This window comes from Pseudomonas sp. 3MA1 (assembly GCF_029237275.1).
Lineage (GTDB): Bacteria > Pseudomonadota > Gammaproteobacteria > Pseudomonadales > Pseudomonadaceae > Aquipseudomonas > Aquipseudomonas fluorescens_AP.
On the sequence record NZ_JAACFX010000002.1, the window covers coordinates 1 to 13,295 of the forward strand.

Annotated in this window: 13 protein-coding genes; 11 read left to right on the plus strand and 2 right to left on the minus strand. The window is 61.0% G+C overall.

Annotated features, from left to right (window positions below; all coding sequences use genetic code 11):
- Positions 1 to 485: 485 nt before the first annotated feature.
- Positions 486 to 1,706, minus strand: coding sequence for a CaiB/BaiF CoA-transferase family protein (locus GWQ44_RS05070; RefSeq protein WP_275926793.1), 1,221 nt, complete (start codon positions 1,704 to 1,706; stop codon positions 486 to 488).
- Between the two features lie 13 nt (positions 1,707 to 1,719).
- Positions 1,720 to 2,901: an acyl-CoA dehydrogenase gene (locus GWQ44_RS05075; RefSeq protein WP_016963707.1), complete on the minus strand. Its 1,182-nt coding sequence runs from the start codon at positions 2,899 to 2,901 to the stop codon at positions 1,720 to 1,722.
- A gap of 158 nt (positions 2,902 to 3,059) precedes the next feature.
- Here GWQ44_RS05075 and GWQ44_RS05080 point away from each other — a divergent pair, with 158 nt between their 5' ends.
- From GWQ44_RS05080 to GWQ44_RS05130, 11 genes are all read left to right on the plus strand, one after another.
- Positions 3,060 to 3,959: a LysR substrate-binding domain-containing protein gene (locus GWQ44_RS05080; RefSeq protein WP_016963708.1), complete on the plus strand. Its 900-nt coding sequence runs from the start codon at positions 3,060 to 3,062 to the stop codon at positions 3,957 to 3,959.
- 451 nt (positions 3,960 to 4,410) lie between these two features.
- Entirely contained in the window at positions 4,411 to 5,532 is a 1,122-nt protein-coding gene (locus GWQ44_RS05085) for a Re/Si-specific NAD(P)(+) transhydrogenase subunit alpha (protein ID WP_016963709.1), read from the plus strand.
- 15 nt (positions 5,533 to 5,547) lie between these two features.
- Positions 5,548 to 5,871 carry an NAD(P) transhydrogenase subunit alpha gene (locus GWQ44_RS05090; protein WP_005783507.1) on the plus strand — a complete coding sequence of 108 codons (324 nt, stop codon included), beginning with the start codon at positions 5,548 to 5,550 and terminating at the stop codon, positions 5,869 to 5,871.
- Positions 5,871 to 7,307, plus strand: coding sequence for an NAD(P)(+) transhydrogenase (Re/Si-specific) subunit beta (locus GWQ44_RS05095; protein ID WP_092318332.1), 1,437 nt, complete (start codon positions 5,871 to 5,873; stop codon positions 7,305 to 7,307). Before GWQ44_RS05090 ends, GWQ44_RS05095 begins: the two co-directional genes overlap by 1 nt.
- Before the next feature lie 179 nt (positions 7,308 to 7,486).
- Positions 7,487 to 8,980 (plus strand): acetyl-CoA hydrolase/transferase family protein, encoded by a 1,494-nt coding sequence (locus GWQ44_RS05100; protein WP_179598860.1) that lies wholly within the window; start codon positions 7,487 to 7,489, stop codon positions 8,978 to 8,980.
- Between the two features lie 319 nt (positions 8,981 to 9,299).
- A complete protein-coding gene (locus GWQ44_RS05105; protein ID WP_003220409.1) occupies positions 9,300 to 9,515 on the plus strand; it encodes a DUF1127 domain-containing protein in 216 nt (71 codons plus the stop codon).
- Positions 9,516 to 9,795: 280 nt separating this feature from the next.
- Complete coding sequence (locus GWQ44_RS05110) at positions 9,796 to 10,005, plus strand: DUF1127 domain-containing protein (protein ID WP_103740808.1); 210 nt, start codon at positions 9,796 to 9,798, stop codon at positions 10,003 to 10,005.
- A 167-nt stretch (positions 10,006 to 10,172) separates the two neighbouring features.
- The gene (locus tag GWQ44_RS05115) at positions 10,173 to 10,490 is read left to right on the plus strand and encodes a DUF2388 domain-containing protein (protein ID WP_016963713.1); all 318 of its coding nucleotides are present in this window, start codon (positions 10,173 to 10,175) and stop codon (positions 10,488 to 10,490) included.
- Positions 10,491 to 10,590: 100 nt separating this feature from the next.
- Positions 10,591 to 10,899 (plus strand): DUF2388 domain-containing protein, encoded by a 309-nt coding sequence (locus tag GWQ44_RS05120; protein WP_275926794.1) that lies wholly within the window; start codon positions 10,591 to 10,593, stop codon positions 10,897 to 10,899.
- A 27-nt stretch (positions 10,900 to 10,926) separates the two neighbouring features.
- Positions 10,927 to 11,247 carry a DUF2388 domain-containing protein gene (locus GWQ44_RS05125; RefSeq protein ID WP_016963715.1) on the plus strand — a complete coding sequence of 107 codons (321 nt, stop codon included), beginning with the start codon at positions 10,927 to 10,929 and terminating at the stop codon, positions 11,245 to 11,247.
- Entirely contained in the window at positions 11,244 to 13,205 is a 1,962-nt protein-coding gene (locus tag GWQ44_RS05130; RefSeq protein WP_275926795.1) for a DUF4105 domain-containing protein, read from the plus strand. Before GWQ44_RS05125 ends, GWQ44_RS05130 begins: the two co-directional genes overlap by 4 nt.
- Positions 13,206 to 13,295 lie beyond the last annotated feature (90 nt).

Consider the following 13,295-nt stretch of genomic DNA (forward strand, 5'->3'; position numbering starts at 1 on the left):
AGCGGTTGGTTAAGATCTTTCGTCTCAACCGAGGCGCGCATTCTACAGCAGCCTCATTTACTGTCAAGCGATTTTTTAAGAAGTTTTCGAAGATTTTCTCAACAACTTCAACCACTTGCGCTTCCGACCTCTCGTTAGCGGGAGGCGAATTCTACAGCGTTACACGCTGCTGTCAACACCTCTTTTCAACCGCTTTCGACCGAGACGATCGAATCGTTAACAAGGCGACAATACACTGCCTTACCAACTGCTTCTGGCTTCGATGAACTGAAGCGTAACCGCTGCCGAAAACTTCGTAACTCGTTGAATCTCAAGGAGTTTTCCGTTTCGACTGCGCCGGAAGTGGGGCGAATTATAGGCCTGTAGAATCTGCCGTCAACCTTTAATTTGAATTTTCTATGAATAAGTTCAAACGAACCCAGAAGGAGCGCTTCGGCTGGCTACGCATAGATAGCTCCGCGCCCCCTCTATATAGAAGAGAAGGCCTACAACACCCCCGACTGCTTCAACGCCTCTACGGCCTCGCCCCTCATTCCCAAGACCTGCTGCAGAACCTGCGCCGTATGCTCACCCAATAGAGGAGGGGCATTGCGATACTCAACAGGCGTCTCGGATAGGCGAATCGGGCTCGCCACCTGAGGCACCATCCCCGCCAAGGCATGAGGCAACTCCACAGCCAGGCCTCGAGACACCACTTGCGGATCGGCAAACACCTGAGCCAGATCATTGATCGGGCCACAGGGGACACCAGCCTGCTCCAACTGACTCACCCATTCGGCAGTGGTCTTGAACACCGTCGCCTGGCGAATCAACGGAATCAATACAGCCCGATTGGCCACCCGCAGCTTATTAGTGGCAAAACGAGGATCGTCCGCCCACTGCGGCCGACCTGCCACCTCGGCAAATTTGCGGAACTGCCCGTCATTACCCACGGTGAGGATGAAGTCACCATCTGCTGTCGGAAAATCCTGATAAGGAACTATGTTCGGATGAGCATTCCCCAAACGCTTCGGAGCAACCCCCGTCGTCAGGTAGTTCATCGCCTGGTTGGCCAGACACGCAACCTGCACATCCAATAGCGCCATATCAATGTGCTGCCCGGCGCCACCCTGATCCCGATGGGCCAAGGCAGCCAGAATCGCCACCGTCGAATAAAGCCCCGTCAGAATGTCGGTCAAAGCCACCCCCACCTTCACCGGCCCGGCTCCGTCATCCCCCTCAGGCCGACCGGTCAGGCTCATCAGCCCGCCCAACCCCTGGATCATGAAGTCATAACCGGCACGCTTGGCATACGGACCCGTCTGCCCAAACCCGGTGATCGAGCAATAGATCAAGCGCGGGTTGATCGCCCTGAGCGACTCATAGTCCAACCCATAAGCCGCCAGCCCACCCACCTTGAAGTTCTCGATGACGATATCCGACTTGGCCGCCAGCTCACGCACCAACTGCTGCCCCTCAGGGCGGGTCAAATCTATGGTCACCGACTGCTTGTTACGGTTGGCCGACAGGTAATAAGCAGCCTCCGTGGTGTTCTCGCCATAGGCGTCCTTCAGGAAGGGCGGTCCCCAGGCACGCGTATCGTCACCATTGCCCGGACGTTCGACCTTGATGACTTCGGCCCCCAGGTCCGCCAGGATCTGCCCGGACCAGGGCCCGGCCAATACCCGCGATAAATCCAGTACCCGCAGATGCGATAACGCGCCCATGGCCGCTCTCCTATTAATAGAACGCCTGGATGCCGGTTTGCGCGCGCCCCAGAATCAGCGCATGAACGTCATGAGTACCCTCGTAAGTGTTGACCACTTCCAGGTTCACCAGGTGCCGGGCAATACCGAACTCATCGGAGATGCCATTGCCACCCAACATGTCACGAGCCATACGGGCGATATCCAGTGACTTGCCACAGGAGTTGCGCTTCATGATCGAGGTGATTTCCACAGCCGCCGTCCCTTCATCCTTCATCCGCCCCAGACGCAGGCACCCTTGGAGGGCGAGGGTGATTTCGGTCTGCATGTCCGCCAGCTTCTTCTGGATCAACTGAGTGGCGGCCAAAGGGCGACCAAACTGCTGACGATCAAGGGTGTATTGACGCGCCGTGTGCCAGCAGAACTCCGCAGCACCCAATGCACCCCAGGAGATGCCGTAACGGGCCGAGTTCAAGCAAGTGAATGGACCTTTCAGCCCGCGCACATCCGGGAAAATGTTCTCTTCCGGCACGAACACGTTATCCATGACGATCTCGCCGGTGATCGACGCACGCAGACCCACCTTGCCATGAATGGCCGGGGCGCTCAGGCCTTTCCAGCCTTTCTCCAGAACGAAACCGCGGATATCGCCGGCGTCATCCTTGGCCCAGACCACAAACACATCCGCGATCGGACTGTTGGTGATCCACATCTTGCTGCCGGTCAGGCTGTAGCCCCCATCCACTTTGCGCGCACGGGAAATCATCGCGCCCGGGTCAGAACCATGGTTCGGCTCGGTCAGGCCAAAGCAGCCAATCCACTCGCCAGACGCCAGCTTCGGCAGGTACTTCTGTTTTTGTGCCTCGGTCCCGAACTCGTTGATTGGCACCATCACCAGGGACGACTGCACGCTCATCATCGAGCGATAGCCGGAATCGACACGTTCCACTTCCCGTGCGATCAGGCCGTAACACACATAGTTCAGGCCACTGCCGCCGTACTGCTCGGGAATGGTCGCCCCCAACAAGCCGACTTCACCCATTTCGCGGAAGATCGCCGGGTCGGTCTGCTCATGGCGGAAAGCTTCCAGAACCCGTGGCGCCAGCTTGTCCTGGGCGAACTGCTCGGCGCTGTCGCGGACCATGCGCTCTTCTTCGGTGAGTTGCTGGTCCAGCAGAAGGGGATCGATCCAGTTGAAGCTTGCTTTGCCGCCCATGAGTGAATCCTCGTGAAGTAGGTCAACTATCGTGGGCCGATCCTAGGCCCGACGGGAGCTCGCGGGCAAACGAGGATTTCGCATGTTGTTGTGCTAATTTCTCACTCCGAGATGGTCATAAGCACCCTTTACAGCCTCCATTAGTGAGATAGCCGTACATGCGCAGGAAGATCCCCAGCACCGCCGCCCTGATCAGCTTCGAGGCCGCCGCCCGTCACGAAAGCTTCACCAAGGCGGCGCAGGAGCTTTCCTTGACCCAGGGCGCCGTCTGCCGACAGATCGCCAGCCTGGAAGAGTTTCTCGGTGTGGAACTATTCCGACGCTCGCGGCGGGGCGTCAAACTCACCGAAGCCGGACTTTCCTACAGCCGTCGGGTAGCGACGCAACTGGATGCGGTGGAACGCGACACGCTCTCCGTGATGGGCCAGCAGGGCGCCAACGTCATCGAGCTGGCGGTGGTACCGACCTTCGGCACCCAGTGGTTGCTGCCGCGCCTCAAGGATTTCCAGCAGCAACACCCCGAAGTCACCGTCAACCTGACCAACCGCACGCGCCCCTTTCTGTTTGCCGACACGCCTTTTGACGCGGCCATCTACTTTGGTGATGCCGACTGGTCAGGCACACAATCCCACCGCCTGATGGGTGAGCACCCGGTACCGGTGTGCAGCCCGGCCATGCTGGGCAACCAACAGCAACTGAGTGCCGAGTCCATTGCCGAACTGCCCCTGCTGCAACAGACCACTCGACCCTATGCCTGGCGCCAATGGTTCAACTCACAGCAGTTGAACGTCCCCCGCGACATGACAGGCCCGCGCTACGAGCTATTCTCCATGCTCGCCCAGGCAGCCATGCACGACATGGGCATCGCACTGATTCCAGCCTTCCTGATCCAGCGCGAACTGGCGGAAAAACGCCTGGTCATTGCCAACCCCCAGGCCCTGACCAGCATCAAGGCGTATTACCTGATGATTCCCGAACGCAAGGTGGAATCTGCCTCTTTACGGGCCTTTCGCGACTGGCTGGTGAATCAGGCACACAGCTACAACCTAGAAAGGTAAAGGCTTTCAGCGATTAGCTGACCCCGTAGTCAGGAAAATAAAAGCCCTACAGATATAAGTATTTGTCGCATTTCGACAGACTGTACCGACACCTCGGACAATCGTCCTACAAGCGCCTAACCACGCGGCCTGTAGGGTTTATTTGACAGTAATGTAAGACTATTCACACAGCGCATGAGAAAAATCTTATTTAGACCCTAAAAGCCTTGAAAGGCACGGCTTACAAGGGTTTACCCCTGCCCCTTGCGACATTCGGTCACGGGGTGACTTGTAGTTAATTTTCCGTCACTAGTCAGAATCCCTTGAAGGCCTCAAAGTTCGCCTGCAAAATGCCGCGCCCCGCTGCGATTTCAGCGGGATCGTGCTGATCGGCCGCCCCAGTCGCACCCTCCGCAGTGCGCTGGCCTTCTAAGAAAGATCGAAAGCAATAAGATCAAGCAGGAGATTTGACGTGCACATTGGTGTTCCTCTCGAAACCCAGACGGGTGAAACACGGGTTGCTGCAACCCCGGAAACCATCAAGAAGCTGATCGGCCAGGGTCATAAAGTCACTGTGCAAAGCGGCGCCGGCATTAACGCCAGCGTGGTCGACAGTGCCTATGAAGCGGCAGGAGCCACCATTGGCAGCGCCAACGATGCCTTTGGCGCCGAACTGATTCTCAAGGTCGTGGCACCCAGCGATAGCGAGCTGACACTGATCAAGAGCGGCACCGTTCTGGTGGGCATGCTCAATCCGTTCAGCAATGAAACCATCGCCAAGCTGGCCGAGCGCGGCATTACCGCCTTCGCCCTGGAAGCGGCGCCACGCACCTCCCGGGCCCAGAGCCTGGATGTGCTGTCGTCCCAGGCCAACATCGCCGGGTACAAGGCCGTGCTGCTGGCGGCCCACTACTACCCGCGCTTCATGCCGATGCTGATGACCGCCGCCGGCACCGTCAAAGCGGCCCGCGTACTGATTCTCGGCGCCGGTGTGGCAGGGCTGCAGGCCATCGCCACGGCCAAGCGCCTGGGTGCGGTGATCGAGGCTTCGGACGTGCGTCCGGCGGTGAAAGAGCAGATCGAATCCTTGGGCGCCAAGTTCGTCGACGTACCCTACGAAACCGATGAAGAGCGCGAATGCGCGGTCGGTGTCGGCGGTTACGCCCGTCCCATGCCGGCCAGCTGGATGCAGCGTCAGGCGCTGGCGGTGCACGAGCGCGCCAAGCAGGCGGATATCGTCATCACCACCGCACTGATTCCGGGCCGCAAGGCGCCAACCTTGCTCAGCGCCGAGACGGTGGCGCAGATGAAGCCCGGTTCGGTGGTCATCGACCTGGCAGCCGCCCAGGGCGGCAACTGCCCGCTGACCGTAGCGGACCAGGTGGTGGTGGAAAACGGCGTGACCATCGTCGGTCCGACCAACCTGGCCGGCGCCGTCGCCGCCGACGCCTCGGCGCTGTACGCCCGCAACCTGCTGGACTTCCTGAAGCTTGTCTTCACCAAAGAAGGGCAGTTCGAAGTCAACCTAGAAGACGACATCGTCGCTGCGTGCCTGATGTGCCGCGACGGCCAAGTCATCCGCAAAAACGCCTAAGCAGGGATTCAGAAGATGGAAGAGCTTATCTCCCCCGGTATCTACAACCTGATCATCTTCGTGCTGGCGATCTATGTCGGTTACCACGTGGTCTGGAACGTTACACCCGCACTGCACACGCCGTTGATGGCGGTGACCAACGCCATTTCCGCGATCGTCATCGTCGGCGCCATGCTGGCAGCCGCCCTGACCGTGACCCCGCTGGGCAAGACCATGGGCACCCTGGCCGTGGCCCTGGCCGCGGTCAACGTGTTCGGTGGCTTCCTGGTGACCCGTCGCATGCTGGAAATGTTCAAGAAGAAAGCGCCCAAAGCCGTGAAAGAAGAGGTGCAGAAATAATGAGCATGAACCTGGTAACAACCCTCTACCTGATCGCCTCGGTGTGCTTTATCCAGGCGCTCAAGGGGCTTTCGCACCCGACCACGTCCCGACGCGGCAACCTGTTCGGCATGCTGGGCATGGCCCTGGCGGTACTGACCACCATCGGCCTCATCTATAAGCTCGGCGCGGAGCTGGCGACCGCCGGTATCGGCTACGTCATCGTCGGCCTGCTGATCGGCGGCACCGCCGGCTCGATCATGGCCAAGCGCGTCGAGATGACCAAGATGCCGGAACTGGTGGCCTTCATGCACAGCATGATCGGCCTGGCCGCGGTGTTCATTGCCATTGCCGCCGTGGTCGAGCCGCAGTCCCTGGGCATCGTCAAGCACCTGGGCGACGCGATCCCTGCCGGCAACCGCCTGGAGCTGTTCCTCGGCGCCGCCATCGGTGCCATCACCTTCTCCGGTTCGGTGATCGCCTTCGGCAAGCTGTCGGGCAAGTACAAGTTCCGCCTGTTCCAAGGCGCACCGGTACAGTTCGCCGGCCAGCACAAGCTCAACCTGGTGCTGGGCCTGGCCACCCTTGGCCTGGGCGTGACCTTCATGGCCACCGGCAACCTCGGCGCCTTTGCCCTGATGCTGGCCCTGGCCTTCGTCATGGGCGTGCTGATCATCATCCCCATCGGCGGCGCCGACATGCCGGTGGTGGTGTCGATGCTCAACAGCTACTCGGGCTGGGCAGCAGCGGGGATCGGTTTCTCCCTGAACAACTCGATGCTGATCATTGCCGGCTCCCTGGTGGGCTCCAGCGGCGCCATCCTCTCGTACATCATGTGCAAGGCGATGAACCGTTCGTTCTTCAACGTGCTGCTCGGCGGTTTCGGCAACAGTGCCGACGCTGGCGGCCCAGCCGGGGCTCAAGAAGCCCGTCCGGTGAAATCCGGCTCGGCGGACGATGCAACCTTCCTGCTGACCAACGCCGACACCGTGATCATCGTTCCCGGTTACGGCCTGGCCGTGGCCCGGGCCCAGCACGCGCTGAAAGAGCTGACCGAGAAGCTGGTGCACCGCGGCGTGACCGTGAAGTACGCGATCCACCCGGTGGCAGGGCGCATGCCCGGCCACATGAACGTGCTGCTGGCCGAGGCCGAAGTGCCTTACGACCAGGTGTTCGAGATGGAAGACATCAACTCCGAGTTCGGTCAGGCCGACGTGGTGCTGGTGCTGGGCGCCAACGACGTGGTCAACCCGGCGGCGAAGAACGATCCCAAGTCGCCGATTGCCGGCATGCCGATCCTCGAAGCCTTCAAGGCCAAGACCATCATCGTCAACAAGCGCTCCATGGCCAGCGGCTATGCCGGTCTGGACAACGAACTGTTTTACCTGGACAAGACCATGATGGTGTTCGGCGACGCCAAGAAGGTCATCGAAGACATGGTCAAAGCCGTCGAGTAAAGCTGCTGTAGCGCAATACCCAAAACCTCAGCCTTTAGTAGGCTGGGGTTTTTTATTGACCCTATAAAGCCGACAGAAGGCTCTAAATCAGGGCCTTTCATTCGACCTTTGTCGCGCGGTGTTTTTTTTTGAAATCACTAGACTGCGCTTCTTGCTTCCGTTGCCCGAGATAACAATCCATGTACCGTGATCGTATCCGCTTGCCTTCGTTGTTGGATAAGGTGATGAGCGCCGCCGACGCTGCCGCTCTGATTGAGGACGGCATGACCGTCGGCATGAGCGGCTTCACCCGCGCCGGTGAAGCCAAGGCCGTGCCCCATGCCCTGGCCGAACGGGCCAAGGTGACCCCGCTGAAAATCAGCCTGATGACCGGCGCCAGCCTGGGCAACGACCTGGACAAGCAACTCACCGAGGCCGGCGTGCTGGCCCGGCGCATGCCGTTCCAGGTGGACAGCACCCTGCGCAAGGCGATCAACGCCGGCGAAGTGATGTTCATCGACCAGCACTTGTCGGAAACCGTCGAGCAACTGCGCAACCAGCAGCTCAAGCTGCCGGACATCGCAGTGATCGAGGCGGTCGCCATCACCGAACAGGGCCATATCGTGCCGACCACCTCGGTGGGCAACTCCGCCAGCTTCGCGATCTTCGCCAAAAAGGTAATCGTCGAGATCAACCTGGCGCACAACCCGAACCTGGAAGGCCTGCACGACATCTATATCCCGACCTATCGCCCGACCCGCACGCCAATTCCCCTGGTGAAAGTCGACGATCGCATCGGCAGCACGGCGATTCCGATCCCGGCGGAAAAGATCGTCGCCATCGTCATCACCAACCAGTCCGATTCGCCATCCACCGTCTCCACCCCGGACAGCGAAACCCAGGGCATTGCCAACCACCTGATCGACTTCCTCAAGCAGGAAGTGGATGCCGGGCGCATGAGCAACAAGCTCGGCCCGCTGCAGGCCGGTATCGGCAACATTGCCAACGCGGTGATGTGCGGCCTGATCGAGTCGCCGTTCGAAAACCTGACCATGTACTCCGAAGTGCTGCAGGACTCGACCTTCGACCTGATCGACGCCGGCAAGCTGAGCTTCGCCTCGGGCAGCTCCATCACCCTGTCGAGCCGGCGCAACGCCGACGTGTTCGGCAACCTGGAGCGCTACAAGGACAAGCTGGTGCTGCGTCCGCAGGAGATCTCCAACCACCCAGAAGTGGTGCGCCGCCTGGGCATCATCGGCATCAATACCGCGCTGGAGTTCGACATCTACGGCAACGTCAACTCCACCCACGTCTGCGGCACGCGGATGATGAACGGCATCGGCGGCTCCGGCGACTTCGCCCGCAACGCGCACCTGGCGATCTTCGTCACCAAGTCGATTGCCAAGGGCGGAGCGATTTCCAGCGTGGTGCCGATGGTCAGCCACGTGGACCACACCGAGCATGACGTCGACATCCTGGTCACCGAGATCGGCCTGGCCGACCTGCGTGGCCTGGCACCGCGGGAGCGGGCGCGGGTGATCATCGACAACTGCGTGCACCCGTCCTACCGCGATGCGCTGAACGACTACTTCACCAAGGCCTGTGCCCTGGGTGGTCACACACCGCACATCCTGCGTGATGCCCTGAGCTGGCACATCAACCTGGAAGAAACCGGGAAAATGCTCGCCGAGTGATTGATACAGTTGGCAGCTGACGCAAACACAGTTTCGTCAGCTTGCCGACCGCTCGCCAATAAGCGTCAAAAACTGTACTGCTGTACCGGTATTTTCCCCGCCTAAAACCGCTTACCTCCCACTAAAAAGCGCCGAAATGCACCATAAAGGTGCTGACAGGTACAGTTGCGCCATTTCCGAACAGTACAGCCCCTATAAACAGTTAACTGGTCCCTCACAATACAGGTGAACTGTATCTACAGAGTCTTGCGCGGGAAGAGGATCATTGGCATCAGTTAAACCACTACCTGATCCCGCCACAAGCGGAAGGATGTCAACCATGGAACGTACACTCAGTTCCGAACTGTTCTTCGAAGACAAAGCTGCAAAAACCCAGGCTTCCCTGCCTCTGCGCGTTATCGCCAACCTGATGCTGTGGCAGCGCCGCATCTCCAGCCGCCACCAACTGGCTCGCCTGGATTCGCGCCTGCTGGCCGATGCCGGGATCAGCGAAGCACAACGCTACGAAGAGCTGAGCAAGCCGTTCTGGCGCTAACTCAGCGTCGCTGGCTCTGACCCACCGGGTCCACCGCCAGCACCCCGAATTGCACACACAAGACCCGTCGCGGGAAACCGCGACGGGTCTTGTCGTTATGGCCTGGAAAAAACCTTCGCAACACAAATACAGCTCAGTTGATTGCGACAGGTACAGTTTTATAAAACATAACAATAAACCAGTACAATTTTGCCCTGGTGTATCTGTATGGCTGCCTCCAACCGTCGCACCATGAGGCTGCAGCACGCCCATCGCTCGGCGGCTCAAGGAGGAAAGCACCATGGACTCATGCTCTGGCAAACCCGGCACCGACCTTCAGGCAACCTCACGCCGCACGGCCCTCAAGCGCTGGATCAAGGCTCTCGCCAACATGATGGAGCGCGCCCGCACCCGTCAGTTGCTGGCCCAAATGGATGAACGACAGCTCTCGGACAGCGGCATCAGCCATGGCGAACGGGCAGCAGAACTGCACAGGCCCTTTTGGCGCTAGGGCCTGATACAACCCTGTGCGAATGCAACCGCTCAGCCTAATATCTGCAACGACGTAGCGATTTTCTCCCTGGCTGCGTCAGAACAATCAGACACAGCACCTCGCAGTGGCTGCCCGGCGTCTCACTCAGCGCCCTTCCTTTGTCTGTCCATTCACAGGAGTTCCCTATGTCCCGTCTTCGCCTGCTCGGCGCTGCCGCACTGCTGGCCCTGGCCGCCAATGCCAACGCCACCAGCCTGATCGTGACCACCGATGCCATCGTCGGCGCGCTCAAGGCCACCACCGACGCTACCTCCGACGCCACCTCCTCGCTGCGCGACAACAAGATCGTACGCGCCGCTCGGGATGACGCCGCCAGCTTCGTCGCCACCGACGGCGCCATTCGTGGGGTGAAACTGGAAAGCGCCTTCGACCACATTCGCCAACAGGCTCCGCAACTGCAGGCCACTGACGCGCAGCTGGCCCAGGCAATCCTGGCGATCTGAACGAAGATTTCAGGTGCGCCCACGCACCTGAAACCCTCTGCGCTGGCCCTGTCCGGACCATTGCGCTAGCCTTGGCGCTGATTTTCAGCTGTCGAGACTCATGGGTTTGTTCCAAATTTCGCTTTTTGCTCCAGTATTCATCGCCGTCTGTTGGGCCGGCTCGGTACAGGCATTCGACCTGACCACCCAAAGCTCGGTCGTCACCGTTTACGCCACAAGCCAGGTGACCTCGGCGCCCTTCGACCATAAACTGCTGCTCGCCGCCCAGGATGATGCCGCCGCCTTCGTGGCAACCGACGGCCAACTGCGCGGCGCGCGCCTGGAGTCCGCCCTGAACTATCTGCGGCACCACCGGGCAAAACTTCATGCCAGCGACCTTGAACTGGCGCAGGCAATTCTCGTCCAATAGTCACCCCTGTTATTCCGGAGTCGTTCCATGCGTAGCCCGCTGATTGCCGCCACCCTTGGCCTGCTGTTGTTGGCCGACGTGGCCCAGGCACACACCCTGGTGGCCACCAGTAACATCATCGTCCGTGCCTCCGGCCGCACGATCGATTTCACCTCGGACACCACCACCTCGATCCGTGACTCCAAAGTCGTGCGCGAAGCCCACGACGATGCCGCCAGCTTCGTCGCCAGCAACGGTGATATCCGTGGCGCGCAACTGGAAGCCGCGTTCACGGCCCTGCGTACCCAGCTGCCGGAAGCCCGTGACGCCAGCGATCAGGTTCTCGCCGAAGCCATCCTCGCTCTGTGAAACCATTCCTCGCCTGGCTGCTGGCCGGGACCCTGGCGCTGCTCTGCGGCACCGCCCAGGCCGACCTGCAACTGCGCCTCAAGACCGATGGCTTGAGCCCGGCGCAACAACACGCCAGCCAGGCGCTGCTGGATGAAGCGATGCAGGCACTGCCGCCGCGCTTCATCCAGCAACTGGATCGCACCATCGATGTCGGCTGGACCGACCAGATGCCCGACAACGCCTACGGCGAGGCATCCCTGGTGTCGGAGTTGGACCTCAATCGCGCCCTGCTGCCGAGCCTGACCGACGGTTCCGCCGCCACCCAGAAGACCAGCCGTCCCCACGGCACCGTACGCCGGGAAATGCTCGCCACGGTGCTCCACGAACTGACCCACATCTATGACCGCGCGCGCCTGTGGCCCAGTGCCGAACGCAGCCTGATCCAACGCTGCACCCGCAGCAACAGCAGCACCGGGCTGATCGGCCTGCCGGATGAGTGCCGCGGCCAGAACGACCGACGCTTCACCCTCAGCGATGACCCGCGCCTGCTGGACCTGGCCGGCTGGCCGCAATATGTCGGGCGCCGCGGAGAACGGGAGCAGCACAACCGCCAGATCGCCCGCAGCCCGGACCTCTACGAGATCACCAACCCGAAGGAATTCGTCGCGGTGAACATGGAGTACTTTCTCCTCGACCCGAGCTACGCCTGTCGCCGCCCGGCGCTGTACCGCTATTACCAGGCGCATTTCGGCTGGGCCCCGGCCGCCAAGGACCACTGCGCCCAGTCCTTCGCCTTCCTCAATGCCGGCAACGACTTCGCCAAGACGCCGCTGGGCAAGGTGGATCCGGAACGGGTCTACGCGGTGGACTACCTGCTGGCCGAAGCCAACCAGAACTGGGTCAGCCGCTGGGGCCACAGCATGCTGCGCCTGGTGATCTGCGCTCCGGACCGTCCCCGCGGGCCGGATTGCCGCCTGGACCTGGACCAGCACCTGGTGCTGTCCTACCGCGCCTTTGTCGGCGACGTGCAGCTGTCCAGCTGGGACGGCCTGGTGGGCAAGTACCCGTCGCGGCTGTTTGTCCTGCCGCTGTCCCAGGTGATCGACGAATACACCAAGACCGAACTGCGCAGCCTGGCCTCGGTGCCCTTGAAACTGTCGCGCAGCGAGATCGAGGAAGTGGTGGAGCACGCCGCCGAGATGCACTGGAGCTACGACGGAAACTATTACTTCCTGTCCAACAACTGCGCGGTGGAAAGCCTCAAGCTGCTGCGCAGCGGCAGCAACAACAAGCAACTGATCGGCCTCGACAGCATCATGCCCAACGGCCTGCTGGAAGTGCTCAAGGGCAGGGGACTGGCGGATACCAGCGTGCTCGACGACCCACGCGAGGCATTGCGCCTGGGCTATCGCTTCGATTCCTTCCGCGACCGCTACCAGGCCATGTTCGAGGTGATCAAAAAGCACTTGCCGATCAAGCAGGCCAGCGTCGAAGACTGGCTCTCGCTGAGCGCAGGCGAGCGCCGCCAGTGGTTCGACCGGGCCGATCTGCGCACCAGCGCCGCCTTGCTGCTGCTGGAGCAGGCCAGCTATCGCCGGCAACTGCTGCTGGCCCAGGACGAGGTCAAGCAGCGCTACCTGGGCGCGCGCGAGCTGAAGAACGGCGGCATGGAAAAGGCCAACAAGACCTTGCAGGAAATTCTCGCCAACAGCGGCTTCCTCAGTCGCCCGGCGGAACTGCTGGGCAGCAGCGGCTACGGCTTGCCGCAACCCGGTGAATGGCAGCGCCTGGAGTCCGAAAGCAGCGAGCGGCAAAAGCAGCTGCAATCTTTGACCGGTGAACTGGACAAGGAAGTGCGAGCCCTGCTGGAGCCGGAGCGGGCCGCTGAGATTGCCGCCAACGAGGCCAACCTGAAGTTGGTGGGCGAGCATTTGAGGACGTTGCACAAGGCGGCGGGCGGGCTGGAGCTGCCGTAGCCGCTGCCGAGCCCGCGAGGCTGCGAAAAGGACCGAAGGGCCTTGCTGGGCGGCCTTGGGAGCCTCGCGACCGCTGCGCGCTCGTGCGCA